This window comes from Streptomyces sp. CA-210063 (assembly GCF_024612015.1).
Lineage (GTDB): Bacteria > Actinomycetota > Actinomycetes > Streptomycetales > Streptomycetaceae > Streptomyces.
Map to the genome: position 1 here is coordinate 903,490 of NZ_CP102512.1, position 26,338 is coordinate 929,827.

The following is a 26,338-nucleotide window of genomic DNA, read 5'->3' on the forward strand; positions in this document are numbered from 1 at the left end:
GAACGCCTCGACGAGTCGTACCGTGCGGGGGTTGATCAGCGCCGGGTCGACGTAGGACGGATCGGTGGTCGTGGTCATTCCGGTCTGCTCCTTCATGGTGGGGGATCACTGAGGGCGGGCATCAGGCGCCCGGGGTGCGAGGGGAGTCGGAGGGGCACGGCTGCGAAACCCGGTGGCGACGGTCTTCATGGCGTGGTCTTTTCGGACGGCGGGCGGTTCGGTGGCGAGGACTTCGACGGATTCGTCGGATTCGTCGGATGTCGGCCATGGGGTGACCCCGCAAGGCCCGCAGACGCCTCACCAGAAGTCCAGGCCCACCTCGTCGGCGAGCTTGATGGCCTCCAGCACATCGCGGAGGGCCTGGGCGGTGGGGCCGCGGCTGCCGTCCGCACGGCGCGGGGTGTTGCCGAAGGAGTAGACGCCGAGTTCGAAGGTCATGGCGGGCCGGTCCTGAGTCAGTTGCTGATGGCGGGCATGGCCCGCCGGTAGCGGGCGTCGGTGAGCTGGAGGACGAGGAACGCTCGGGAAGCCCTCCGGGCCGCCGTCACCGATCCAGACGTTGATCGCCACGTGTGCGGCGTGCACACCGCTGCCGGCCAGTTCGTTGGCCAGGTTATTGACCCAGTTGCGCAGGGCGGCGCCGGCGGCGTTGACGTTGCCGAGCATGGGAACGAGATCCACCGAACCGCCGCCGGTGGTGAACAGCAGGGTGCCGACGCCCGCCTCGCGCATCGCGGGCAGCACCGCGTGGGTCGCGGCGACGGCGCCGTAGAAGACATACTCGATCTGCGGCTGCAGATTGCCCACAGTGGCCTCGGAGGGGGCGACCATGGTGAGGCCGGGCACCGGGGAGTGCGGCCGGGGAGTACTCCAGTACGTCGATGCCGCCGAAAAGGGCCTTGGCCGCGTCCAGAGCATCCGTCAGTGAGGCGCGGTCCAGCACGTCGGCGGGGAACGCGGCGGCCGTGATGCCTTCCTGGCCGAGCTGGTCGACGAGCGTCTGCAGCTTCTTCCTTGGTGCGGGAGATCAGGGCGCCGTCGAAGCCGCGGCTGCCGACGGTGCGGGCGATGGCCAGGCCCATTCCGGGGCCTGCGCCGACGATGGCGGTAGTGGGCACGATGGCTTTGTCTTCCGTGAAGAGGGGCCGGTTTCAGGCGCAGGTGACGGCGATCTTGCCCGGGGTACTGGCGCCGAAGGCGGCGAAAGCCTCCGGGGCCTGCTCCAGCGAGTAGGTGGCCGTGACCGGCACACGCAGTGCGCCGGAGGCGACCTGCTCGGCCAGGGAAGTCAGGATCTGGGCGCCAGGGGTGGCCATGATCGCGTGGACGGTGACTTCCTGCCCCTTGACGTCGTCCTGGGACAGGCCGGTAGCGGAGGCGAGCTGTCCGCCCGGCCGCAGCAGAGCGGCCGGCGCCGGGCCGTCGCCCGCCAGGTGCAGCACCGCGTCCACACCGTCCGGGGCGATCGCGCGGACCTGTCCCTCCAGGTCACCGGTGAAGTCGACCACGTGCACCTCCGCGCCGGTGAGGCCGGCGACGAAGTCGGCCTGGGCGCCGGGACGGGCAGTCGCCACCACCTTCGCACCGCGGCTTGCGGCGAGTTGCACCGCCAGCGCGCCCACCCCGCCGGAGGCCCCGGAGACCAGCACCGTCTCGCCCTCGGACAGGGCCACCGCGTCCAGGCTCACCTGGGCGGTGGCCCCGGCCACGCCCAGCGCGCCCGCGTCCCCCACCGTCAGGCCGACGGGAATGTGGGCGACGCCGTGTCCGGCGGGCACGGTGACGTACTGGGCCAGCGACCCGGCGCCCAGGAACGGCTTCAGCACGACACCGAAGACCGCGTCGCCGACCGCGAAGCCGTACACGCCCTCGCCGAGTTCCTCGACGGTGCCCGCGAAGTCCTGGCCGAGGACCAGGGGGAAGCGGTGCTCCATGAACGCCTGCGTGTAGCCGGCGGCGGTGGCGAGGTCGAAGCCGTTCAAGGAGGCGGCGGCCACCTTGACCAACAATTCCCCGGCTTTTGGACGAGGGGTCTCCACCTCGGCCACGGCCGGGGGCGAGGGGACGGAATCGAGTGTTGCAGCACGCATGACAGCACTCCTGATTAAGTGGACCGGTCGGCCCACTTTCACTGTCTCCCACCGTACAACAGAACCGGCCCACCCGTTCCAGTTGAGTAGAGTGGGAGCATGACCTCCCCGCCTTCCGATCAGACGCCGAGCCGGCAGCCCGGCACGGGACTGCGCGCCGACGCCGAGCGCAACCGCGACCGCATCCTGGCCGCCGCCCGCCGCCTCTACGCCACCGAAGGACTCGGCGTCTCCATGACCTCGGTCGCCCGGGAGGCAGGGGTCGGCAAAGCCACCCTCTCCCGCCGCTTCGCCACCCGGGAGGAACTCGTCAACGCGGTCTTCGCCGACCGCATGGACGCCTACGCCGACGCCGTCACCGCCGCCCTGGACGACCCCGACCCCTGGCACGGCTTCACCGGCTACATCACCGCTGTCTGCGCCATGCAGGCCGCCGACCGCGGCTTCGCCGACGTGCTGACCATGACCTTCCCCACCGCCAAAGCGCTGGAGGCCCGTCGCGCCGAGGCCTACCAGAGCCTCCTCGAACTCATCGCCCACGCCAAGGACACCGGGCACCTGCGCGACGACTTCACCCACCAGGATGTGGTCATCCTGCTCATGGCCAACGCCGGCGTCATCGCCGCCACCGGCGACGCCGCCCCCGACACCTGGCGCCGCCTCGTCGGCCACATGCTCCGCTCCTACGCCGCGCCCGGGGCCCCGATCCCCGCCCTGCCCGAAGCACCGGCGCCCACCGTCCTGTACCGGGCCATGGTCCGCCTCTCACGAACCGGGCCGGCCGCCACCTAGGGTGGCGGCCTTGGCTCGTCTACGGCGCCATCGTGTGCGGGGAACCGGTTGCGGGGCTCTCGCTGCGGTGCAGCGACGGCCGGAACCCTCGGAGTGGGCCACTCGACAAGATGTCGGCGGCCCCGGTCACGGCGAGTCCCTGGCCGGCGACCCGGTCGACGGTCCGCCGAGGCGCCCAAGCGTCGTCCCCGGGAGTGCGGCGGTCGCGAGCACGGGCGGCTTGCGCCACAGGACCTCCGGGGTCGGGACCGGCGCGAGGGACATCGCCTCGACCTCGACGTCGATGCGCGCCTGATCGACGTCCACCTTCAGGAACATGCCGCCGACGCGCAGAGTCGCCCGCTCGGAATGGGCGACGACGACTTTGACCTCATCCATGGGCGACCAGTATCCCGGGGATGATCGCCGGCGTCGCCGGGTTTATCGCGTGCGATTACGCGGCTGACCGCGTCCCCCTACCCAGCGGCCTCGTGCACGGCACCGACCTCTGACCAGGTCAAGCCCACCACTTTTGTTAGGAGTCCCAACGCCAGTACCCGGTGCGAAGGTTCGGAGTTCTTCCTCCAGCATCCGTTCGGGAGAGTAGCTCAGCGGGAAGAGCGCCGCTACCTGCGTGGCGGAGGTCGCGGGCTCGAATCCCGCCTCGCGATCGCCGGACCGATCTTGAATTTCGGGCGTATCTTCATTTCGGCGAATCGTCAGGTCTTGCGCACGGCGCCGGTGAAGCCGGCGACGAACAGGGTGGCCAACGCCCACGCGGCCAGCTGCAGCAGCCAGCCCGCGACGGTGAGGGTCTGCCCTGCAGGGGTGCCGGTGGTCAAGACGGGGGCGCACAGGTCCCGCGCCCCCGTCTTGACCACCGGCAGACCCAGATCCAAACCCACGCCGACCCGCTCCACGACGCTGCAGGGCGTCGTGGGTGTGCTCGCGCGGGCGGTGTGCCCCAGGCCGCCCGGCCCGCCGAGGACGACCGCCAGCGCGACCGAGCCGGCGAGGACGGCGAACAACAGCAGCAGCGCTCGCCAGGGTTGATAACCGAAGCCGAGGGCCAGCCCGGTGAATCGGGCCCAGGCCCGGTCACGCCGCCGAAGCCCGCCACGGTCGATCTGGTCCCGCCGCTGCGCCATGAGAATGTCCCGCACCTCGCTGTCGTGACCGGCCGCCCGGTGGACGGCGGCCAACTGCTGGTACGGCTGAGCGGAGTAGCCGGGCGTGTGGTCACGCAACAGCTCCAGCCACCGGGACAACCCGACCGGCGCCGGCAGGTCCGCGTAGGTCAGCCCGTCGATGCCGACCAGGGCCCCCGTGGCCTGACCCGACCGAGTCACCCCGCTGGTGTCCAAAAACAGCGAACCTTCACCCGACAGGCCGTTCAAGGCGAGCACGGCGTGTCCGGCGCCGGTTGCCCGGAACCCGGCGCGGAGGAACACGCTGTGATCGACCCGCAGACCGTCGGCGTGCAGGGCGGGACCGGACGTGTTCGCCAGCCGCGCACCGTCGCAATCCAGCAGACCGAGGTGGGCGCCGAGGAACCGGACCGCGCCGGAAGGTGTGTCGGCGGTGGCAACCGCTCCGCGCATCGTCATCACCGGCGCGGTGAAGCGTGCGGCGTCAACCGGTGGGTCGTGCGAACCCGCGGGGTGCATGAACAGCGCCTGGCGCACCGTCAGCAGTTCCTCGCCAGGAGCCGCCTCGTGCTGTCCGCCCCTCAGTTGCATGCGCTCTATCTCCAAGGCCCGGTCCCCGATGAGGAATTGCCCCTTGGTCTGCTGCTGTACGACGTCCCGCAGTTCGGCCACGATCTGCTCGTAGCGCTGCCGGCTGACGCTCCCGACTTTGTCCGTGACAGCCGTCATCGTGGCCACCACCCCTCGCGGTCGGGGCCCGGCGGACCGGACCGCCGGTGACACACCCCGGCCCTGCCATCAGCAGCAGCGCACCCGACAGATCGACCACCGGTAGTGACGGGAACTGAGCGAAACTGGGCGAACAGCGCCGCAATTGGGGCCTTTTCGCCGTTCGTTCAAGCGTCAGCTGGACGCTTGAACGAACGCTTCCCTCCGGTGGTGCCAGGCCCTCTTCCGGCACTGCGGCGAGCAGTACACCGCATCGCTGCGGTGGTCCACCCCGGCCACCCAGGCCTCCCCGCACTCCGGGCAGACACGCCGGCCCTCGCCCCGCTCCAACGCGGCCACCCGCCGCCGAAGCCGACGTACCCGGCGCCACTGCCTGGACCGACACACCCCCGAGCAGTGCACCGCCCGAGGCGCGGCCTCCGGCACCAGCCGCGAACCGCACCCGGGACAACGCCGCTCTCCCACCGGCCCGTTGACCCCGGCCACCCAGCCAGCCTAGACCCCCTCAAAGATCCAGAAGAGGGGTTCAGAAACGGGCACTGAAGACCGCCCCCATCCCACGGGCGAGCTGTCGAGCCACGTATCAAGCCTTCCGAGCAGGGCGTCGGGCGGGGCAGCCGACACCTGCCGCGGGTGCACGTCAGCAAGCCGGAAGCCGTCCGGCCTGATGCTGACCGTTTGCTGACCTGGAGGCGGAGATCAGCGCTCTGACCCGCGGAAACACCCAAACGCTAGATCTTGGACTTGAACATGCTACGCAGCATGGAGGCGCTCCCGGACCTAGGCTCCCTGCCTGCGTTTTTGCAGGTCAAGGGCTGTTTCCATACCTTACGACGAGTCGCATGTCCGGTCAGCATGCGCGGGAGGCTTTTGAGGGCTCGTGCGGCAGACCGGCGGCGCACGGCCCCTGTCAGCGGCGGCGGCGAACCCGGCCGCCGCCGCTGAACACCAGGGTCGAGCGTGCTGTCAGCCGGTCACCGGCTGCAGTTTGGCGCGGAAGTGCCGAAGAATCGGGGACTGGTCCACGATTCTGTAGCCCCGGACGGATTCCGCGCCTTTGGCGATCCGTTCCAGGGTCCTGCCGACGTGGTCGTAGTGACTGCGGGTGTAGACCCGGCGCGGGAGCGCCAGCCTGACCAGTTCGTACGGCGCGCTCTTGGTGGGGTTGCCGTCCTCGTCCTCCTCGCCGAGGTAGAGGGAACCGAGTTCGGCCGAGCGGATGCCGCCTTCGAGGTAGAGGCGGCAGGCGAGGGCGTGGCCCGGGTAATGGTGGGGCGGTATGTGGGGAAGCAATCGTCCGGCGTTGAGGTACAAGGCATGCAGCCCCGGGGGTTCGAGGATGTCGACGCCCGCCGCGCGGACCCGGTCGGCGAGATGGGAGGCGACGTCGGCCCGCTCCGCGAGGTACGCGGGCTCGGTCACCTCCAGCAGGCCGGTGGCCATCATGTCGAGGTCGCGTCCCGCGAGACCGCCGTACGTGGCGAAGCCCTCGGTGGCGATGAGGAGCCGTTCGCACTTCTCGGCGAGTTCCGGGTCGTTGAGGCCGATGAAGCCGCCGATGTGGACGATGCCGTCCTTCTTGGCACTCATCACACAGCCGTCGGCCAGCCGGAACGCTTCCTCGGCGACCTGGCGCGGGGTACGGCCGCGGTATGCCTCCTCGTGGCGGGTCACCAGCCAGGCGTTCTCGGCGAACCTGGCGGCGTCGAGGATCATCGGGACGCCGTGCCGGCGGCAGATCTCGGCGGTCTGCTTCAGGTTCTCCATGGAGACCGGCTGGCCGCCGCCCCCGTTGTTGGTGATCGTCATGATCACCACGCGGACGCGGGAGCCGTCCGGACCCTCCAGCGTGCGCCGGAGTACGGCCAGGTCGATGTTGCCCTTGAAGGGGTGGGCACTGTCGAGGTCGCGGGCCTCGGCGCACGGAATGTCATGCGCCTGACATCCAGCAAGTTGGACGTTGGCCCGGGTCGTGTCGAAGTGGGTGTTGGACAGGACGATGCCGCCGGGTTCGAGGAGCGTCGTGAAGAGGATGCGTTCCGCGGCGCGCCCCTGGTGGGCCGGCAGGATGTGTTTGTAGCCGGTCAGCTCCGTCACGGTCTCGTGGAAGCGATAGAAGGAGCGCGAACCCGCGTAGGACTCGTCGCCCTCCATGCCCGCCGCGAGTTGCGCGGCCGAGATGGCGCCGGTGCCCGAGTCGCTGAGCAGATCGATGGTCACCTCCTCGGCGCGCAGGTCGAAGAGGTTGTAGTGCACCCGCTCCAGCGCCGCTTCGCGCTGTTGCCGAGTGGTGAGCGCGATGGGCTCGACGACTTTGATGCGGTAGGGCTCCATGCCGGTCCTTGCTCCTGACGTGCTGCGGGTTGCCGCGTGGTTGATGTGTCGGCGACTGGGCTCATGCCGTCCGGATGACGGCGTGCCGTAGCCCGACGGCGGGGTGTTCGGCGGCCGGACCTCGTAGGCCTCCGATGAGAGGTACGTGGTCACCCGGGGTGGCTGATCCTGCTCATGGGCCAGCGCCACGTACGCGATGAGCCCGGCACCGTCCTGCGGCCGCCGCGGGGTGATGGCGCCCAGCGACCGGGCGAGCGCGCCGGTGTCCAGCCCGTGGCGACCGAGGACGGCCCCAGCCCGCTGGAGTGCCTCCGCGTCGTCCCGGACGTAGTCCCTGATCGGGACATGCAGGGTGAAGCCGGTGGGGCCACCGGTCGTCCTCGTGAAGGAATGGCAGGTAAGGACGGGGCGCCTGTCGAACGTGGCCCTCAGGGCCGACGGGTGTTGCGTTCCGTCGTCGAATCCGCCCGCCGTGCGGAGGAACTCCTCCAGCGTCTGGTTGTCGGGGCCGGATTCCATCCGGCACAGACCACCGGCGGCTGTGGTCGGCAGTCCGTGATGAGTGGCGTAGATCTTCACTCGGGGCGCCGCCCAGTCGCCCAGGTCGAGCGCGAAGAACGGGTAGCCGTCGGCCGGCGGCAGCGCGTCGAAGGCGTGCCGGTGGCCCAGCCGGTCCAGTGCTTCCCGTAACGTCTCGGCGGCCCGCGTCGCGCCGGCCGCCGCTGGGTTCAGGTAGACCTTGGCCTTGGGTACACCGCCGGGGCGCAGCTCCAGCGCGATCCACAGCGCCAGGGGGCCCTGAGGGTCCGTGGGTAAGAACAGGTCCTCCAGCACGTCGAGTTGATCGGTGGCGAAGGCCCAGCGCCGCGCCATCGACCGGACGACGCGCAGTCCGGCGCGGCCGTTGTCCCTCAGGCTGTCGGCATCGCATCCCGGTTCCAGCAGCACACGCACCGTCGGCGGCGCGTCCGGTGTGAAGGAGAGCGAGAACTCCACCGGCGTGGAGTCGTCGGACAGGAAAGTGCGGGAGGGGGGCGGCAGGTCCAGGGGCCGTTCGGCCACCGCTCCCAGCGAGTCGTTCAGTACGTGCGCGTATGTCTCGGCGTCGGATCGTCCGAGCCCCGACACCTGGCACAACCGCAGCAACTGGCCCGTCACGAGCCCGCCGAGCGTCCGGTCACTCCCGGTGCTCCCGGTGCCGGACCCGATGGCGCTCACCGGTGCTCCCGCCGCTGCTCGGAGTGCGGGGGTGGGGCTTGTGTCCCGTGGATGGGGGTGCGAGGGGACACAGAAAGATACCCGCCGACCTGGGCGGGTATCTCGTCTCGCGGCGACTGGTGGCGGGGCACGCCCCTCGCAGTCTCCGCGTGGTGTAACGCGGTCTGTCGTCGGGAGCGGGAAATGTCAGGATGTCGAGCAGAAGCGGCGCCGGTGGACACGTATTCCACGACACCTCCCTTTGTTCATTGGTCACCACGAATGTCGCCGCGTTACTACCCCTTTGGTTGAATACTCATGCAGTGCGTTCTGTTACAGGCTGTTGCGTGCGTCACCCCTTCAACCAGGACAGGAAGGAGCCCCACACACCTCGCTCCGTTTTCCGGGCCGCCGGGGTGTTCTCGCCGAGTGCGGGCGCCTGCGTCGCTTGCGGGGGGTTGGGCCGCTCCACCACCTGCGGGGTGAAGCGGCAGGGCAGCGCGGCCAAGGCGCGGTGGAAGGGGCCCGGACGCCAGGTCAGGCTGTCCTCGGGCACCGCGAGTTCGATGTCGTGCAGCCGGTTGAGCAGGTTCTCGATGGCCACCATGGTGACGAGCCGCGCGAGTTCCTTCGAGGGGCAGGCGTGCGGGCCGGCGCTCCATGACAAGTGGGCTCGCCTGCCGCCGGTCTGGCGGGCGGCGGCGAGCGCCGGGTCGGTGTTGGCGGCCGTCATGCTGACGAGGACCAGATCGCCCGCCCGCAGCTTCGTCCCGCCGAACTCCATGTCGGCCGCGGGGTAGTGCGGCGCGTAGTTCGCCATGGGCGGGTTCTCCCACAGCGTGTCGTCGATGGCCTCCTCGATCAGGCCACCGTCGGCGTACCGGTCGTGGAGAAGCAACCGGTGCAACGTGTTGCCGATGAGGTTGCGCAGCGGTTCGGCGCCCGCGCCCAGGAGCAGGATCAACTGGTGGACCAGCTCTTCGTCGGTCAGCCGCGCCTGGTGTCGCATCAGGTACGAGGTGACGTCGTCGGCCGGCCTGGCCCGCTTGAGCGCCACCAGTTCGAACACGGCCTGCCCCAGCACTTCGTTCGCCTTCTCGGCGTTGACGCCTTCGAAGACTCCGGATATGCCGAAGACGACCCTGTCACCGATGTCCGCCGGGCAGCCGAAGAGCTCGTTGAACACGAGGAGCGGCAGCTGCTTGACGTAGTCGTTCATCAGGTCGACCGAACCGCGGGAGGCGACCTGGGCCATGAGGTAGTCGGAGGCCCGCTTGGTCATGTCGCTCAGTCGGCGGGAGTCCACCTTGGCGAGGCTGTCGGTGACCGCCTGACGCAGTCGCGCGTGCTCGGCGCCGTCGGTGAACATGCAGTTGGGCCGGTACCCCAGCATCGGCACGACCGGGCTGTCCGGGCCGACCTTGCCTTCGGCGACGTCTCGCCAACGGCGTGCGTCCTTGCGGAAGTTGCCGGGATCCTGGAGCAGTTTCAGCGCCGTCGCGTGGTCCGTGACGAGGGTCGCGTCCACGCCGGGAGCGATCTCGACCGGCGCGGTCGGCCCGTAGTGCCGCATGTGCGCGTAGTACGCCTGCGGATCCGCCGCGAAATCCGGCCCGTACAACGGAACGCGCTGTCCGCTGTCGTGGGCCGGGCAGCCGGGTGGCGGTGCGGGGAAGGTGGAATCGGAGGTCATGTCTGCTCTGCTCCTAACGGGCGCGGTCCATCAAGTAGCGGACGAGCGTGATCAGTGCTTCGGCCGACGACCTCTCGTCCCGCGCGTCGCAGGTGACGATAGGGGTGTCGTCGAGCAGATCCAGCGCTTCGCGCAGCGCCCTTGCGTCACGTATCGACGTACCGTCGAAATGGTTGACCGCGATCGCGTAGTCGAGTCCGTACTGCTCGATCAGGTCGATCACGGCGAATGAGTCGGCCAGCCTCTCGGGGTCGACCAGCACGAGCGCCCCGAGGGCGCCGCGGGCCATGTCCTCCCACATCTGCACGAAGCGAAGCTGGCCGGGGGTGCCGAAGAGATACAGCACGACGCGGTCGCTGACGGTGAGACGGCCGAAGTCCATGGCGACCGTGGTGGTGGTCTTGCCCTGGACGCCCTTGAGGTCGTCGATCGCCTCGCCCGCCTGGGTCATCGTCTCCTCGGTGGAGAGCGGCGAGATCTCGGAGATCGACCCGATGAACGTGGTCTTGCCCACCGCGAAGTGCCCGACGACCAGGATCTTCACGGCGGTCTGCGTCTCGCCGTCCGGGACGTACGCCCGCTCATCCAAACTTGGACTGGAGACCATTGAGCACCTCCTCGAGAATCTGCAGGTTGGCGACGGGAGCACGCGGAACCGGCGGGCGGGTGACGAGGTAGCCGGCCTCGGACAGCGCGGCCAGCAGGATTTTCACCACCCCCACCGGCAATTGGGTGTGCCCCGCGATCTCGGCGACGGAGAGGTAACCGCCGACACACATACTCAGCAGGTCCTGCTCCTCGGGCGAGAGGCGCGCCGGCCGCTGCTGCTGGTCGGCGACCGCCGTGACCAGTGTGATCAGGGAAAACTGGCTCTCACCGGGAAGACTGCGGCCACCGGTGATGACATACGGCCGTACTAACTCGGCAGCCTCGGGCTCCTGCTTGTCGGAATCGGTCATGGCCGTATCACGCTGCTCTCCCGGGGTGGAGCGGTCATGACCTTGCCCAACTGGCCGACGAGTTGCTGCATGCGGAAGGTGATGTCCGCCATGTCGATGTCGGAGGAGGCCGACACGGCGAGGTAGGCACCGTCACCGGCCGAGATCAGGAAGATCCAGCCGCCGTCGAACTCGACGAGTGTCTGCTGCCACCGCAGATCCGACCGGGAGCAGAAGAACGCCAGCGATCGGCTGAGCGACTGCATGCCGCTCATCGCGGCGGCTGCCTTGTCGGCGTCGTCCTTGTCCACTCCCTTCGAACGGGCCCTCAGCAACCCGTCGGAGGAGACCAGAACCGCGTGGAGAGCTCCGGGGATCTCCAAGGCGCTGTCAAGCATCCAAGAAAGATCGTTGTTCATTCGGCCTCGTGCCCTTCGCTGCTTGCGTCACGGGTGCTGCTCGGACGCTCACCCGCCTGCGGATGTGTGGCGCGGCCCGCGTCCGTGCCCTGCTTGAAGGCGGCCATGATCGCTGCCGTGTCCTCACTGCGGCGCCTCGTGGCCGGTGAGGCGGGCGAGTCGGTCGAGACCAGGGCCATCGGCCGCTTGCGCCGCCGCTTGGGCAGGCCGTCCTCGGTCGTGGCGATGGGCAGCGAGGGCTCGGGGTCGGTCTCGTACACCGAGGGACGTTCCTCGGCGGGCGGCGGCGGCACCTCTTTCGGCGCCACCGAGTCCACCGGCACCGTCGGCTGCCTCGGCTCCGGCATGCTGGTCAGCAGCTCGTCGGGCAGCAGCACGACCGCCCGCACACCTCCGTAGGGGGAGGTGGAGTCCACCGACACCGTGAAGCCGAAGCGCTCGCAGAGGACACCGATCACCGCGAAGCCGAACTGCGGAGGGTTGCCCAGCCCCGAGACGCCCGTGACCCGCTCGCTCGTCAGGAGCCTCTCGGCCCTGGCCTTCTCTTCCTCGTTCATACCGACACCGGCGTCATCGACGACGATGCAGACACCCTTGGGCACGGAGCGGACGTTGATCTCCACCACGGTGTCCGGGCTGGAGTAACTGGTCGCGTTGTCGAGCAACTCGGCGAGCGCCAGCGCCACCGGTTCGACGGCCCGGCTGGTGATACCGAAGTCGACCTTCGACAGGATCTGCGCCCGCTGGAAATGCCGGATCCTGCCCTGGGCACTGCGGACCACGTCGTACACCGAGGCCGTGTCGCGGTGCCGGCCGAGCCAGCCCTCGCACAACACGGCGATGGACTGGGCACGTCGACCGAACTGCGCGTTCATGTGGTCGATCTCCAGGAGGTCCTGGAGCATGACGGAGTCGCCGTACTTCCGCTGCAGCCCGGAAATGATGCGCTGCTGCTCGGCGGCGAGACCCTGCAGTGTCCGCATGGCGGACTTCAGGGCCGTCCTCGTTTCTCCCTCGGCTTCCTGTTGGGCCGCACGGACGGACTCCGAGTATTGGCTCTCCAACTCACCGTAGTGCTTTCTGAGCCCTGCGATCTCCTGTCGTAATGTCCGCGCCGCCCGTCGCTGACGAACAATCAGGGCGACGGCGGCAAGGGTCACGACAACGAGTGCCCAGAGTGCCGGATTTTGTATGTATTGCGTCATGAGACCTTCTTCAGGCGGCTGATAGCCAGCTACTGAATTCCCGTCAATTCACACAGACCGAAGGCTCAGCCACTCCGGGGTTGCCACCCAGGCCTCCACCAATGGCGAGAGATGCTCCTTTTGCACCCATCCGTCCGTTCGGTAAGTGCGGTGATCGTATCACCACTCCGGGTGGTGACGGGTCGTCAATCTGCGGAGTACTTGCGAAGGTTGAGCCCTACGGCAAGCAGCCGCGCACGTGGGGCGAGGCCGGCTGGAGGCGTCGCCCTCGGCGGCGATACGGAATCGACTCCGGCCGGCAGCGGTTGGTGCCTGACTGCCAGGGCCAGCCGGTCGGGAAGCGCCCGGTGCGCAGCACCATGTACTCGTTCACCGACCACAGGTCAGGCCGCCGCTGGCGATTCGGCCCATCGCGCGATGTGCCTCCCGGACTCCATGATGGGAAGCAAGCGGAATCTATTGCAGGACGACAAGGCGAGGCGGTGTGCCGACGAACCGCCGTATCAACACCACGGAGGCTGTCATGGCACTCAAGGAACCCGGTCCCGTCAACAGACGTCAGTTCCTGTTCCGGTGCGGAGCGGGGACCGTAGCACTCGTGGCGGGCTTCGATCTGCTTGCCCGGCAGTGGGTGACGGAGGCCGCAGCCGCGGAAAGTGCCTCGTTCGCCACAGCGCCACCTCTCGACGGCACCCTCACATTCGACGCGGAATCCATCGCGGCGAATTCGCACGACCAGGGCAACATCGTGTTCCGGACACCGTGCGCGGTGCTCCGGCCAGGTTCGGTCCAGGACATCCGGAAGATGGTCGGCTTCTGCGCCGACCACGACATCACGGTCGCACCGGCCGGCACGCATCACGCGATGTTCGGTCAACCACTCGTGAGCGGTGGCCTGATCATCGAAATGCAATCACTGAACACGATCCACTCGATCGGCACGGACGGCGCCGACGTCGATGCCGGCGTGCTGTGGAAGGACGTGATCGAGGCCGCGTACGAGCAGGGTCTCACGCCGGCGTCGATCACCAGCTACATCAGGACGACAGTCGGCGGGACCCTGTCCATGGGCGGCATCGGGATGATGTCGGCCTATCGGGCCGGCGCGCAGGTCGATCACGCCCAGCAACTCCAGGTGGTCACTGGCGAGGGTCGGCTGAAGTGGTGCTCGGGCACGCAGAACAGCGACCTGTTCGAGGCGGCACTCGCCGGACTGGGCCAGTGTGGCGTGATCACGCGAGCGACCATCGACCTGGTGCCCGCCAAGCGGCTGGCTCGGACGTACCGGATCGAGTACTCGGACATACCGACCTTCTTCCAGGACATCCGCGTCCTTGCGAACCGGGGCGAGTTCGACTCGCTCGGCAGCATTCCCCAGCCAGGCACGGCGCAGCCGCTGACGCTGTGGGCCACCGTCTTCCACAACCCTGGCGACGTGCCCGACGCGTCCCATCTGCTCCGTGGGCTCAGCTCGGCCGCGGACGCGGCGGCCTTCGAGGACTACCCCTATCTCGACTACATCTCCTTGGTCACCACCATGTACGACGCGTTCGCGGCGAACCTGGACTGGGACGCGAAAGTCAAGCCCTGGTCGGACCTGTTCCTTCCGGACGGCGCCGTGGAGCAGTACGTCGAGTCGGTGTTCCCGTCGTTGACCGCCGAGGACCTGGGGCCGACCGGTTTCGGGCTGATCTTCCCGATGCTGCGTTCGAGCTACGGCCGACCGCTGCTGCGACTCCCCGACGAGGCAGGCGGCCCCTGGGTCTGGCTGGTCAGCGTGCTGACCGATTCAGCGGAGTCCGGCCCCGATCCTGAGTTCGCGTCACGGATGATGGACCGCAACTATCGCTTCTACCAGGAGGCGGCTGCCCTCGGCGGCGTGCGCTACCCGCACGGCGCATGCGCGTTCACGCAAGCCGACTGGCAAGCGCACTACGGCTCGATGTGGGCGCAGTTCCTCTCGTGGAAGAATCACTACGACCCGAGCGGCATCCTCACTCCCGGCCCGAGCATCTTCTGACCTGGCTCGCCGACGGTACTCCACCGCGCCCTACGTCGCCGCTCGGCCTCCTCGATGAGCAACGCGGACCTCGCCCTCCCGGACCGCGTCAGCCGGTCCCCGAGCAGCGGTCTTTCCCCTGGCGCTTCGCGGTGTGCCGCATGCGACGGACGTATCGGCATGACACCGCCGGGGGGCGAGGACGCCCGTGACCGGCTCGGTCACGTGGACCCGTGCTCGTACGGGCATGCGACGACGTCCCGCAGTCCCCGTCCGGCGCCTGGTCGGCCGGTCCGGCGCCCCTCACCGCGCAGGGCGACATCCAGGACAGGGGTTCCGGCCGGGAGGACGTTCGTCCAGGGCACTGTCCGGTTCAGCTGTTCGCCTACTCTGTGAGTGGGGCTCACTGTGAGCTGCGTTGCACATCTGGCCATCGGCTGGAGCCGCACTATCGTGGAAGGCATGGGCGATCTCGCCGGCCCGGACGACGACGGGCTCCCTCCCGACCGGACCCAGGCCATCCTCGAAGCGGCCAAAGAGGTCGCTTCGCTGCTCAAGGCCGGTGGGCACTCCTTCGCGCTGGCGGGCGGTGTCGCCGTGTACGCGCACGGCGGCCCGGGGACGCTCCAGCACGACGTCGACTTCTGTGTGCTGCCGGAGGACATCGACGCCGTCACCGTCACGCTGGAGGCCGCGGGGCTGAAGGTGGTCGAGCCGCCCGAGGACTGGCTGCTGAAGACCCGCAGCCAGGGGCAGGACGTCGATCTGATCTTCCGGCCGTCCCAGAGACCGGTCAGCCGCGAACTGCTGGACCGGGCGGAGATGCTCTCGGTCGAATCCGTGTGGATGCCCGTGCTGGCGCCGACGGATCTGCTCATCGGGCGCCTCATGGCGTTCTCCGAGCACTACTGCGACTTCGGTGCCGTGCTGCCCATCGCCCGCACCCTGCGCGAGAAGATCGACTGGAGTCGGGTACGGCGCGAATGCGGCGCCGAGCCGATGCCGGACGCCTTCCTCTATCTGCTGGAACGCCTCAATGTGATCGAGCCGGAGGAGACCGGCGATGGCGACAGGACATGACAACCCACCGGTGAGCGGGCCCGGGGACGGTGCCGCCCACCCGGCGGCGCACACCGAGTACCGCATAGCCCACCTCGAGGAGCGGCTCGCCCGGAGCGATCTGGCCGAGCTGGGGATGCGGATCGAGGCCCGCGGCGACGCCGTGCACATCACGGGTACGGCGTCCACGGTGGCCGATCGCGAGACGATCCTGCGGATCGCGGCGGCGGAGCTGCCGGGCGTGGCCGTACGGGCGGACATCACGTTGGCCGATGTCACCGCCCCGGACCCGGACCGTTCGGAGGAGCTGTCGTGATCCGGGTCGCGGCGGTCGGGGACATCCATCTGGGACCGGACAGCCGAGGTCTGCTCCGCCCGGCGTTCGAGACGCTGCCCGACCACGCCGATCTCCTGTTGCTCGCCGGGGACCTCACCCGCCACGGCACACCGCAGGAGGCGCGGGTCGTGGCCGGCGAGGTGGCGGGGCTGCCGGTGCCGGTCGTCGCCGTACTCGGCAACCACGACCACCACGCCGAGCGGCCCGACGACGTGACGGCCGTGTTGCGGGACGCGGGCGTGACCGTGCTGGAGGGCGAGGGAACCGCCTTCGACGTCGACGGGGTACGGGTCGGGGTTGCCGGGACGAAGGGGTTCGGCGGCGGCTTCGCCGGGCGCAGCGGCAGCGAGTTCGGCGAACCCGAGATGAAGGCCTTCGTCCGCCACACCCGGGGTCTCGCGGACGGTCTGCGCCGCGCCCTCGACGCGTTGGCGGAGGACGGCTGCGCGGTCCGTATCGCGCTCACCCACTTCTCGCCCGTGCCGGACACACTCGTCGGTGAGCCGCTGGAGATCTACCCCTTCCTCGGCAGCTATCTGCTGGCCGAGGCGATGGACGAGTCCGGCGCCGACCTCGCCGTCCACGGCCACGCCCATCTGGGCACCGAGCACGGCATCACGAGCGGCGGTGTACGGGTGCGCAATGTCGCCCAGCCGGTCATCCGGCGCGCCTTCGCGGTGTACCAGTTGCCGGTGGACGGGGCCCGCGCCTCGTAAGGCCGCACGCCCCAGGGGTCGTTGCCCCAGCCGGGGGACGGCGTGTCCGTGCCCGTCGCGCTGCCCGGGCCGGACCGCGAGGCCGCGCTACCGTCCGTCGACACATCCGTCGACAGCCGAACGGGAGGTCCTGGGATGCCCTGGCGATGGCGATGGCGATGGGGATGGGGAGCCGCGGCGGGAACCGTCCTGCTGCTGACGACCGGCTGCGGGACGGTCGAGGAGCGGCGCACGGGGGCCCTGGACGCGGCCCTCGACTTCGAGCGGGCGCTGGGCGCGGGGGACGGCGTCGCCGTCTGTGCCGTGCTGGCACCGGCCGTCCGGGAGGAGATCGAGCAGTCCGCCGGGGCGTCGTGCGAGGAAGGTGTTCTGGAAGAGGAGGTTCCGTCCGTCACCGCGGCCTCGAACGACGTCGAGGGCATCGACGTCAGCGGACGCCAGGCCCGGGTGGAGTTCCCGACGGACACCCTGTTCCTGTCTCAGTTCTCCGGGGGCTGGAAGGTCGTCGCCGCCGGGTGCGGCCCGCAGCCGGAGCGGCCCTACCGGTGTCGGCTGAAGGGCGGGTGAGGACGTCGTGCGCGTCATGTTCGCCCTGTGCCTGCTGGTGATCGCGGGTGGTCTGGCCTACTGCATCACGCTGGGCGTGCTGCACCGGTGACTCGGGCCGTGCGGCGGTTCCTGTGGGAGAACAGTCTGGGGCTCGCCTTTCTGACGCTGTTCGGGCTCGCCGTGGTCGGCCAGGCCTTCGCCGGTCGCGCCGACTTCAACAACCAGCTCGCGGCGGAGGACCTCCAGCAGGTCACTCTCGGCGAGTACATGACGTCCTCGGACTTCGCCGTCGACGTCATGGAGAACTGGCAGTCCGAGTACCTGCAGTTCTTCCTGTACGTCTTCCTCACGGTCTGGCTGGTGCAGCGCGGTTCACCGGAGTCCAAGAGCCTGCACAAGAGCGGTGTCGAGTCCGACGAGGAGCAGCGCGTGGGGCCGCACGCGAGTCCGGAGTCCCCCCGCTGGGCGGCGGCCGGCGGCCTCCGCCTCAAGCTGTACGCCAGTTCGCTCGGCTATGTCATGGGAGCCGTCTTCGTGCTGTCCTGGCTCGCCCAGTCGATCACCGGTGTGTCCGCGTACAACGAGGAGCGGCTGAGGCAGCTTCAGGCGCCCACGAGCTGGCCCGAGTACATCGTCTCGGCCGACTTCTGGGACCGTACACTGCAGAACTGGCAGTCGGAGTTCCTCGCCATCGCCTCCATGGCGATCCTCTCGATCTATCTGCGTCAGCGCGGTTCCCCGGAGTCCAAGCCGGTCGGGTCCGCCCACACGTCGACGGGCGTCGAGGGCTGAACCACGGGGAACCGCACGGCTCCTACGCGGCGGCGACCGGCGACTCCGCGACCGGCCGGTCGGCCTCCGCCGCCGACTTGTCGAACTGCGTCCGGTACAGCTCCGCGTACCGTCCGCCGACCGCCAGCAGCTCCTCGTGCGTGCCGCGTTCCACGATCCGGCCGGCCTCGACGACGAGGATCTGGTCGGCGGTCCGTACGGTCGACAGACGGTGGGCGATGACCACGGCGGTCCTGCCCTCCAGCGCCTCGGCGAGGGCCTCCTGGACGGCTGCCTCCGAGGTGTTGTCGAGGTGGGCGGTGGCCTCGTCGAGGATGACGACGCGCTGGCGGGCCAGGAGCAGCCGGGCGATGGTCATGCGCTGGCGTTCGCCGCCGGAGAGGCGGTAGCCGCGCTCGCCGACGACGGTGTCGAGGGCGTCGGGCAGGGACCGTACGAGGTCGTCGAGGCGGGCCCGGCGCAGGACGTCCCACAGGTCGTCGTCCGTGGCGTCGGGGCGGGCGAGGAGCAGGTTGGCGCGGACGGTCTCGTGGAAGAGGTGGCCGTCCTGGGTGACCATGCCGAGGGTGCCGCGCAGCGACGCCGCGCTCAGGTCGCGCACATCGACGCCGCCGATACGGACGGCGCCCGCGTCCGTGTCGTACAGCCGGGGCAGCAGCTGGGCGACGGTCGACTTGCCGGCGCCGGAGGAGCCGACGAGGGCGACGGTCTGGCCGGGTTCGGCGCGGAAGGAGACACCGTGCAGGACCTCGGTGCCGCCGCGGGTGTCGAGGGCGGCCACCTCCTCCAGGGAGGCGAGGGAGACCTTGTCGGCGGACGGGTAGCCGAAGCGGACGTCGTCGAACTCGACTGCGACCGGCCCTTCGGGCACCTCGCGGGCGTCCGGTTTCTCCTCGATGAGCGGCTTCAGGTCCAGCACCTCGAAGACGCGCTCGAAGCTCACCAGGGCGCTCATGATCTCGACGCGCGCCCCGGCCAGCGCGGTCAGCGGTGCGTACAGCCGGGTCAGCAGCAGCGCCAGGGACACGATCGCGCCGGCCTCCAGGGTGCCGCGCAGCGCGAACCAGCCGCCGAGGCCGTACACCAGGGCGAGCGCGAGGGCCGAGACGAGGGTGAGGGCGGTGATGAACGCCGACTGCGCCATCGCCGTGCGCACGCCGATGTCCCGCACTCGGCTGGCTCGCATCGCGAACTCGGCGGACTCGTCCTCGGGCCGTCCGAAGAGTTTGACCAGGGTGGCGCCGGGCGCCGAGAAGCGCTCGGTCATGCGGGTGCCCATGGCCGCGTTGAGGTCGGCCGCCTCCCGCTGCAGCCTGGCCATACGGCGGCCCATGCGCCGGGCCGGGATGACGAAGACGGGGAGCAGGACGAGCGAGAGGAGGGTGATCTGCCAGGAGAGGGTGAGCATCACGGCGAGGGTGAGCAGCAGCGTGACCAGGTTGCTCACGACTCCGGACAGGGTGTTGCTGAACGCCCGCTGGGCGCCGATGACGTCGTTGTTGAGTCGACTGACGAGCGCTCCCGTACGAGTACGTGTGAAGAACGCGACCGGCATGCGCTGCACATGATCGAAGACGGCGGTCCGCAGATCGAGGATGAGTCCCTCTCCGAGTGTGGCCGACAATCGTCGGCCCAGCAGCCCGAGCGCCGCTTCGGCGACCGCTATGAGGGCGATGAGCACGGCAAGGCGGACGACGAGTGCCTCGTCCCCACCCGACACGATCACATCCACGACGTTCCCCGCGAGCACCGGCGTGGCGACGGCGAGCAGCGCGGTCACGACACTGAGGCCGACGAACCACGTGATACGGCGACGATGTGGACGGGCGAAGGCGCCGATACGCCGTAGCGTCGTCCGGGCGAAGGGGCGGCTCTGCTGCTGGGCGGTCATCATGCCCTGCAGCTGGGTCCAGGCGGTGGTCTCCATACTCATACGAAGGACGTTAGAACCTCGACCATGCTTGAGGTCAACATCCGCCGTGGAGGACGCCCGCACGCGGTGAAGTCCACCGCCGGTCAACCGCCGTCCCCGCGCCCGCAACCCCCTGTTGGCCGGGCATGGAGAACCTCTCCCGGTGTGAGCGCGATACGACTGCCCGAGGGCCGGACACAGGAGCAGGACGAGCAGGACGACGGTCGGGGTCAGGGCCGGGAGCAGAGTGACGGAGAAGGCCAGGTCCCGGAGCGGGGCGGCCGGGGGCGGGGGCTCCGCCGGCGTGTTCCGGTGCGGCGGATCCTCTGTCTTCTCCCCCTCGTCCTGGTCCTGGTGGTCGCCGTGCGCCACCGTTCCGTTCTCGTGGAGGGGTTCGCCCATCTCGCGACCGCGCGGTGGCCCTGGCTGGTGGTGGCGATCGGTGTGACATGTCTGACGTGGGTCGCGGCAGCCGTGACCCGGCAGGGCGCGCTCGTCGAGCGACTGCCCGCGGGGCGGCTGCTGGCCACCCAGTTCGCGGCGGGCGCGGCGAACCATCTGCTGCCGACCGGTCTGGGCGCGAGCGCGGTGAACCTGCGCTTCATGACGGTGTGCGGAGTGTCGCTGCCCCGTTCGTCGGCGGCGCTCGCGCTGTATCTGCTCGCGGAGTCGATCGCCCGGGTCGGCCTGCTGCTGGCCCTGCTGCTCGCGTTCCCCAAGGCACTGCGACTCGGCCCCCTTCTTCCTGAGGGCACATCGACTCCCCTGCTGATCGCGGTCGTCGCCGCCGTCTGCGTCGCCGTGGCCGTGGTCCTCCTCGTACGACCGTTGCGTGCGGCCGTGTTCGGCTTCGCGCGGACCGCGCTGGGCGAGGCCCGCTCGGTGCACACCCGGCCGACGCGGATCCTCGCGCTGTGGGGCGGTTCGCTGGCGTTCCCGGCACTCCAGGCGACCGGACTGGTCACCGTGGGGCTGGCGTTGGGCCTCGACATACCTGTCACGCACATGGCGCTCGCCTATCTCGCCGCCACGGTCGCGGTCGCCCTCGTGCCGACACCGGGCGGCCTCGGCACCGTGGAGGCCGCGCTCGTGGTCGCCCTGGTGGCGGCCGGCGGCCCGGCGGCCGTGGCGACCGCGGTGGTGCTGGCGTTCCGGATCATCACGGTCTGGCTGCCGCTGCTGCCGGGCGCGTTGACGCTCGGCGCGCTGGTCCGGCTGAAGGTGATCTGACCTCGGAGTCGGGCGCCGGAGCGAGGGAGCCGTCCCGGCGGTGCACATCCGGACATTCCCGCTGAGCCGGTGGCCGGTCGTCGGCCGATCCACGCAGGTCCGGTGCCGATCAGCCGTATGGATACGGCAGGATGAGCGGTCGCGCCCGACGTCGTACACACGTCCGGGCAAGCGTGATCGTGCATTCCGGATTCGAGCAGGTGGCAAGTGACGACACATCACATACGGCCCGTGGGACCCGACATACGGCCGGTCGGCCGCTCCCCGCGCCCCTCGGGAGGCGACCGATGACCCGGGCCCTCACCCTCGACGACTACCTCGTGGCCGGAATCACTCTGGTCGCGGGCCTGTTGGCCGCGTTCCTGCTGCGGCTGCTGCTGCGCTGGCTCGGCGGCCACGCGACGAAGACCCGCTGGGGCGGTGACGACGTCATCGTCGACACACTGCGCTCCCTGGTCCCCTGGAGCGCGTTCGTCGGCGGCGCGGCGGCCGCGGCGGCGGTGCTGCCGCTGACGAAGACCGTGCAGCACACCGTGAACCAGTCCCTGACGGTGCTGTTCATCCTCGTGGCCACGATCACGTCGGCCAGGGTGATCGCCGGTCTGGTGCGTTCGCTCGCCCAGTCCCGGGCCGGAGTCGCGGGTTCGGTGACGATCTTCGTGAACATCACCCGGGTCACGGTCCTCGCGATCGGCTGCCTGGTGATCCTCCAGATCCTGGGCATCCCGGTCGCCCCGCTGGTCACCGCGCTGGGCGTCGGCGGTCTCGCGGTGGCCCTGGCGCTCCAGGACACCCTCGCCAACCTCTTCGCGGGCATCCACATCCTCGCCTCCAAGACGGTCCAGCCCGGCGACTACATCAAGCTGAGCAGCGGCGAGGAGGGCTATGTCGTCGACATCAACTGGCGGCAGACGACGATCAAGTCGCTCTCCAACAACCTGGTGATCATCCCCAACGGTCAGCTCGCCGGCACCAACATGACCAACTTCAACCAGCCCGAGCAGGACATGACCCTGCTCGTGCAGGTGGGCGTCGGCTACGACAGCGACCTGGAGCATGTCGAGCGTGTCACCAACGAGGTGATCGCCGAGACCATGAAGGAGGTCGAGGGCGCCGTCCCCGACCACGAGCCCGCCGTACGGTTCCACACCTTCGGCGACTCGCGCATCGGGATGACCGTGATCCTCGGGGTCGGCGAGTTCAGCGACCAGTACCGGATCAAGCACGAGTTCATCAAGCGGCTGCACAAGCGGTACCGGGCGGAGGGCATCAGCGTCCCGGTGCCCCGGCGGGCGATCACGCTCCAGCCGGGTCCGGGTGGGGGCGTGGAGATCCCGCATCAGCGGGAGGCCACGGTCGAGGTGGCGCCCTAGATTCTTCGCCCCCGCCGCCCCTACCCGTCCCGTCCCGTCCCCAGGGGCGGTGCCCCTTCGACCCCCAACCGCGGGTGAGTGGGGCTTCTCGCGCAGTTCCCCGCGCCCCTTTTCAGGGGCGCGGGGAACTGCGCGAACGGGGTCCGGGGCGGAGCCCCGAGTCTGTGACGGGGGTCGAAGGGGCACGCGGCCCCTGGGGACGGGACGGGTAGGGGCGGCGGGGGCGAGAAACATCCGTGGTGCCACGCACACCCACACCCCGACCCCTGTCGAGTCCCGTCCGATCACGAGATATCTTGATGTCGAGCAATGTTGCAGACGTGGAGCGGAGCACCCGGTGACTGACTCGACCATCATCTACACGCACACTGACGAGGCGCCCGCCCTGGCGACCCACTCGTTCCTGCCCGTGATCAAGGCGTACGCCTCGCAGGCCGGCGTCTCCGTCGAGACCCGTGACATCTCGCTGGCCGGGCGCATCATCGCCGTCTTCCCGGAGTACCTGGAGGAGGGTCAGCGCATCCCGGACGCCCTCTCGGAGCTGGGCGAGCTGGCCAAGACGCCCGCGGCGAACATCATCAAGCTGCCGAACATCTCGGCGTCGATCCCCCAGCTCAAGGCCGCCGTCGCCGAGCTGCAGAGCCAGGGCTACGCGCTGCCGGACTACCCGGACGACCCGAAGACGGACGAGGAGCGCGAGATCCGCGCCCGCTACGACAAGATCAAGGGTTCCGCCGTGAACCCGGTCCTGCGTGAGGGCAACTCCGACCGCCGCGCCCCCGCGTCGGTCAAGAACTACGCCAAGGCCCACCCGCACCGCATGGGCGCCTGGTCCGCCGACTCGAAGACGAACGTCGCGACCATGGGCGAGAACGACTTCCGCTCAACCGAGAAGTCCGCGGTGATCTCCGAGGCCGGCTCGCTGAAGATCGAGCTGGTCGGCGACGACGGCTCCACCACCGTGCTGCGCGAGTCCGTACCCGTCCTCGAGGGCGAGGTCGTCGACGCCTCCGTGATGCGCGTCGCCGCCCTGCGCGAGTTCCTGACCGCGCAGGTCGCCCGCGCCAAGTCCGAGGGCGTGCTGTTCTCCGTGCACCTCAAGGCCACGATGATGAAGGTCTCCGACCCGATCGTCTTCGGCCACGTGGTGCGCGCCTTCTTCCCGAAGACGTTCGCGAAGTACGGCGAGACGCTGGCCTCGGCCGGTCTGTCCCCGAACGACGGTCTGGGCGGCATCTACAAGGGCCTCGAGGCCCTGCCGGAGGGCGCCGAGATCAAGGCCTCCTTCGACGCCGAGCTCGCCGAGGGCCCGGCGCTTGCGATGGTCGACTCCGACAAGGGCATCACCAACCTGCACGTGCCGTCCGACGTCATCGTCGACGCCTCGATGCCGGCCATGATCCGCACCTCCGGCCACATGTGGGGTCCGGACGGCCAGGAGGCCGACACCCTCGCGGTGCTCCCGGACTCCTCGTACTCGGGTGTCTACCAGGTCGCCGTCGACGACTGCCGCGCCAACGGCGCCTACGACCCGTCGACCATGGGCTCGGTCCCGAACGTCGGTCTCATGGCGCAGAAGGCCGAGGAGTACGGCTCCCACGACAAGACCTTCGAGATCCCGACCACCGGCACGGTCCGCCTCGTCGACCAGGCCGGCGACGTGGTGCTGGAGCAGACGGTCTCCGCCGGTGACATCTTCCGCGCCTGCCAGACCAAGGACGCCCCGATCCGCGACTGGGTGAAGCTGGCCGTCACCCGCGCCCGCGCCACCGGCGACCCGGCGGTGTTCTGGCTGGACGAGACCCGCGCCCACGACGCCAACCTGATCGCCAAGGTCGACGCGTACCTGGCGGAGCACGACACCGAGGGCCTGGACATCCGTGTCCTCGCCCCCGTCGAGGCCACCAAGCTGTCGGTGGAGCGCATCCGCCGCGGCGAGAACACCATCTCGGTGACCGGCAACGTGCTCCGTGACTACCTCACCGACCTGTTCCCGATCCTGGAGCTGGGCACCAGCGCCAAGATGCTGTCGGTCGTCCCGCTGATGGCGGGCGGCGGCCTCTTCGAGACGGGCGCCGGCGGCTCCGCCCCGAAGCACGTCCAGCAGCTGGTCAAGGAGAACTACCTGCGCTGGGACTCCCTCGGCGAGTTCTTCGCCCTGGTGCCGTCCCTGGAGCAGTACGCGACGGTCACCGGCAACACCCGCGCCAAGGTCCTCGCCGACACCCTCGACCGCGCCACGGCGACCTTCCTCAACGAGGACAAGTCCCCCTCGCGTCGCGTCGGCGGCATCGACAACCGCGGCAGCCACTTCTACCTGTCCCTGTACTGGGCCCAGGAGCTGGCCGCCCAGACCGACGACGCCGACCTGGCCAAGGCCTTCGCCCCGCTCGCCGAGACGCTCACGGCGAACGAACAGCGCATCGTCGACGAGCTGATCGCCGTCCAGGGCAAGCCGGCCGACATCGGCGGCTACTACCAGCCCGACCCCGCCAAGGCCGCCGCGGTCATGCGCCCGTCGGCCACGTGGAACGAGACGCTGGCGAACTTCGCCTGACCCTCACGCACGCCCTGTGCGGACCGCGGACCACGGTTGCGCACAGCACCGCCCCGGCCGGAATCGTTCCCGGCCGGGGCGGTGTGCTTTCCGGCCGGGGCGCAGGAGAACCGCCGCATCGGCACGCTGCCGGCGAACTCGGAGACGGTCGCCACCGAGTCCTGCCCCAGCGCGGCTCAGCCCTCGCTGGTCCGCCCGTAGCGGCCGCGGGCGGACACCCTTGCGTGCTGCCCGTCAGTCGGTGCCGAGTGCCGAGCGCAGGGTGGTGATCGCCTGCCCGATCGCCGCCTCGGCGGCATGCGTCTCGCGCAGGGCGTCGAGCATGACGAAGTCGTGGATGATGCCCTGGTAGCGCACGGCGGTCACCGGTACGCCGGCCGCGCGGAGCTTGTTCGCGTACGCCTCGCCCTCGTCGCGCAGGACGTCGGCCTCGGCGGTGATGACGAGGGCCGGGGGCAGGCCCTTGAGCTGCTGAGGGGTGGCGCGCAGCGGTGACGCGGTGATCTCGGCGCGCTCCTTCTCGCTGGTCGTGTACTGGTCCCAGAACCAGCGCATGGCGTCCCGCCGCAGGAAGTAGCCCTCGGCGAACTGGTCGTAGGAGCCGGTGTCGAAGGCGGCGTCGGTGACCGGGTAGAAGAGCACCTGCTGGACCAGGGGCACATCGCCCCGCTCCTTGGCCATCAGGGTCAGCGCGGCACTCATGTTGCCGCCGACGGAGTCACCGGCCACGGCGATACGCGTGGCGTCCAGGTAGTGGCCGGCGCCCTCGGTGACGATCCAGCGGGCCACCGCGTAGTTCTGCTCGACGGCGACCGGGTAGCGGGCCTCGGGCGAGAGGTCGTACTCGGGGAAGACGACCGCGGCCCGTGCGCCCACGGCCAGTTCGCGCACCAGCCGGTCGTGGGTGTGGGCGTTGCCGAAGACCCAGCCGGCGCCGTGGATGTAGAGGATCACCGGAAGCACACCCTTGGCTCCCACCGGGCGGACGACACGCGCCCTGACCTCGCCGGTGGGCCCACCCGGGACGGTCACCCACTCCTCGTCCACGGCCGGTTTGGCGACGTCGCCCGACTGCACCTCGTCGACGGTCTTACGGCCCTCGACCGGCCCGAGGTCGAACAGATACGGCGGGTTCGCGGTCGCCTCCGCGAAGGCCGCGGCGGCGGGCTCCAGGACGGGACGGGGGCCGGCTGTGCCGGTGATTCCGGTGGTGCCGGTGGTCTCGGACATGGCGATCTCCTCGGATGCGGTGCCGCGGGCAGGCTCGGTCGGCGTCGTTCGCCGTGGTCG

General features: G+C 69.8%; 22 protein-coding genes and 1 pseudogene. 11 read left to right on the plus strand and 12 right to left on the minus strand.

Annotation, left to right across the window (positions count from 1 at the left end):
- Positions 1-297: 297 nt before the first annotated feature.
- Both JIX56_RS03945 and JIX56_RS03950 read right to left on the minus strand, forming a co-directional pair.
- Positions 298-846: a hypothetical protein gene (locus JIX56_RS03945; protein WP_257537363.1), complete on the minus strand. Its 549-nt coding sequence runs from the start codon at positions 844-846 to the stop codon at positions 298-300.
- A gap of 305 nt (positions 847-1,151) precedes the next feature.
- A complete protein-coding gene (locus JIX56_RS03950) occupies positions 1,152-2,090 on the minus strand; it encodes an NADP-dependent oxidoreductase (protein WP_257537364.1) in 939 nt (312 codons plus the stop codon).
- A 99-nt stretch (positions 2,091-2,189) separates the two neighbouring features.
- Between JIX56_RS03950 and JIX56_RS03955 the strand changes: the two genes are divergently transcribed.
- Entirely contained in the window at positions 2,190-2,882 is a 693-nt protein-coding gene (locus JIX56_RS03955; protein WP_257537365.1) for a TetR/AcrR family transcriptional regulator, read from the plus strand.
- A 141-nt stretch (positions 2,883-3,023) separates the two neighbouring features.
- On the opposite strand, the pseudogene JIX56_RS03960 reads toward JIX56_RS03955, so the two are convergent.
- The 8 genes and pseudogenes from JIX56_RS03960 to JIX56_RS03995 all read right to left on the minus strand — a co-directional run.
- Positions 3,024-3,260 (minus strand): annotated as a pseudogene (locus tag JIX56_RS03960) (aminoglycoside phosphotransferase family protein); the annotation flags it as partial.
- A gap of 320 nt (positions 3,261-3,580) precedes the next feature.
- Positions 3,581-4,738, minus strand: coding sequence for a hypothetical protein (locus JIX56_RS03965; RefSeq protein ID WP_257537366.1), 1,158 nt, complete (start codon positions 4,736-4,738; stop codon positions 3,581-3,583).
- A 966-nt stretch (positions 4,739-5,704) separates the two neighbouring features.
- The gene (locus tag JIX56_RS03970; protein WP_257537367.1) at positions 5,705-8,290 is read right to left on the minus strand and encodes a tryptophanase; all 2,586 of its coding nucleotides are present in this window, start codon (positions 8,288-8,290) and stop codon (positions 5,705-5,707) included.
- A 331-nt stretch (positions 8,291-8,621) separates the two neighbouring features.
- On the minus strand, positions 8,622-9,962 hold the full coding sequence (locus JIX56_RS03975; protein WP_257537368.1) for a cytochrome P450: 1,341 nt from the start codon (positions 9,960-9,962) through the stop codon (positions 8,622-8,624).
- 13 nt (positions 9,963-9,975) lie between these two features.
- Complete coding sequence (locus JIX56_RS03980) at positions 9,976-10,569, minus strand: GTP-binding protein (RefSeq protein ID WP_257537369.1); 594 nt, start codon at positions 10,567-10,569, stop codon at positions 9,976-9,978.
- Positions 10,544-10,921: a DUF742 domain-containing protein gene (locus JIX56_RS03985; protein ID WP_257537370.1), complete on the minus strand. Its 378-nt coding sequence runs from the start codon at positions 10,919-10,921 to the stop codon at positions 10,544-10,546. The genes JIX56_RS03980 and JIX56_RS03985 overlap by 26 nt, the downstream gene beginning before the upstream one ends.
- Positions 10,918-11,319 (minus strand): roadblock/LC7 domain-containing protein, encoded by a 402-nt coding sequence (locus JIX56_RS03990; RefSeq protein WP_257537371.1) that lies wholly within the window; start codon positions 11,317-11,319, stop codon positions 10,918-10,920. The genes JIX56_RS03985 and JIX56_RS03990 overlap by 4 nt, the downstream gene beginning before the upstream one ends.
- Complete coding sequence (locus JIX56_RS03995; protein WP_257537372.1) at positions 11,316-12,524, minus strand: sensor histidine kinase; 1,209 nt, start codon at positions 12,522-12,524, stop codon at positions 11,316-11,318. The genes JIX56_RS03990 and JIX56_RS03995 overlap by 4 nt, the downstream gene beginning before the upstream one ends.
- 523 nt (positions 12,525-13,047) lie before the next feature.
- Here JIX56_RS03995 and JIX56_RS04000 point away from each other — a divergent pair.
- The 6 genes from JIX56_RS04000 to JIX56_RS04025 all read left to right on the plus strand — a co-directional run bounded on the left by JIX56_RS04000 (position 13,048) and on the right by JIX56_RS04025 (position 17,976).
- Positions 13,048-14,544: an FAD-binding protein gene (locus tag JIX56_RS04000; RefSeq protein ID WP_257537373.1), complete on the plus strand. Its 1,497-nt coding sequence runs from the start codon at positions 13,048-13,050 to the stop codon at positions 14,542-14,544.
- A gap of 441 nt (positions 14,545-14,985) precedes the next feature.
- The gene (locus JIX56_RS04005; RefSeq protein WP_257537374.1) at positions 14,986-15,603 is read left to right on the plus strand and encodes a nucleotidyltransferase family protein; all 618 of its coding nucleotides are present in this window, start codon (positions 14,986-14,988) and stop codon (positions 15,601-15,603) included.
- Positions 15,587-15,898: a BON domain-containing protein gene (locus JIX56_RS04010; protein ID WP_257537375.1), complete on the plus strand. Its 312-nt coding sequence runs from the start codon at positions 15,587-15,589 to the stop codon at positions 15,896-15,898. Before JIX56_RS04005 ends, JIX56_RS04010 begins: the two co-directional genes overlap by 17 nt.
- Positions 15,895-16,635, plus strand: coding sequence for a metallophosphoesterase family protein (locus JIX56_RS04015; RefSeq protein WP_257537376.1), 741 nt, complete (start codon positions 15,895-15,897; stop codon positions 16,633-16,635). Before JIX56_RS04010 ends, JIX56_RS04015 begins: the two co-directional genes overlap by 4 nt.
- Before the next feature lie 135 nt (positions 16,636-16,770).
- Complete coding sequence (locus JIX56_RS04020) at positions 16,771-17,202, plus strand: hypothetical protein (RefSeq protein WP_257537377.1); 432 nt, start codon at positions 16,771-16,773, stop codon at positions 17,200-17,202.
- Between the two features lie 87 nt (positions 17,203-17,289).
- Positions 17,290-17,976, plus strand: coding sequence for a DUF6766 family protein (locus JIX56_RS04025; RefSeq protein WP_257537378.1), 687 nt, complete (start codon positions 17,290-17,292; stop codon positions 17,974-17,976).
- A gap of 22 nt (positions 17,977-17,998) precedes the next feature.
- Here the strand turns inward: JIX56_RS04025 and JIX56_RS04030 are convergent, their stop codons facing one another.
- Positions 17,999-19,903 carry an ABC transporter ATP-binding protein gene (locus JIX56_RS04030; RefSeq protein WP_257550714.1) on the minus strand — a complete coding sequence of 635 codons (1,905 nt, stop codon included), beginning with the start codon at positions 19,901-19,903 and terminating at the stop codon, positions 17,999-18,001.
- 297 nt (positions 19,904-20,200) lie between these two features.
- On the opposite strand from JIX56_RS04030, the gene JIX56_RS04035 reads away from it, so the two are divergent.
- The 4 genes from JIX56_RS04035 to JIX56_RS04050 all read left to right on the plus strand — a co-directional run bounded on the left by JIX56_RS04035 (position 20,201) and on the right by JIX56_RS04050 (position 25,249).
- Positions 20,201-21,118 (plus strand): lysylphosphatidylglycerol synthase transmembrane domain-containing protein, encoded by a 918-nt coding sequence (locus tag JIX56_RS04035; protein WP_257550715.1) that lies wholly within the window; start codon positions 20,201-20,203, stop codon positions 21,116-21,118.
- A 287-nt stretch (positions 21,119-21,405) separates the two neighbouring features.
- Positions 21,406-22,491, plus strand: a complete 1,086-nt coding sequence (locus JIX56_RS04040; protein ID WP_257537379.1) for a mechanosensitive ion channel family protein — start codon at positions 21,406-21,408, stop codon at positions 22,489-22,491.
- A 337-nt stretch (positions 22,492-22,828) separates the two neighbouring features.
- Entirely contained in the window at positions 22,829-25,048 is a 2,220-nt protein-coding gene (locus tag JIX56_RS04045) for an NADP-dependent isocitrate dehydrogenase (RefSeq protein ID WP_257537380.1), read from the plus strand.
- 36 nt (positions 25,049-25,084) lie between these two features.
- The gene (locus JIX56_RS04050) at positions 25,085-25,249 is read left to right on the plus strand and encodes a hypothetical protein (RefSeq protein ID WP_257537381.1); all 165 of its coding nucleotides are present in this window, start codon (positions 25,085-25,087) and stop codon (positions 25,247-25,249) included.
- Between the two features lie 33 nt (positions 25,250-25,282).
- On the opposite strand, the gene JIX56_RS04055 is transcribed toward JIX56_RS04050, so the two are convergent.
- Positions 25,283-26,278 carry an alpha/beta hydrolase gene (locus JIX56_RS04055; protein ID WP_257537382.1) on the minus strand — a complete coding sequence of 332 codons (996 nt, stop codon included), beginning with the start codon at positions 26,276-26,278 and terminating at the stop codon, positions 25,283-25,285.
- Positions 26,279-26,338 lie beyond the last annotated feature (60 nt).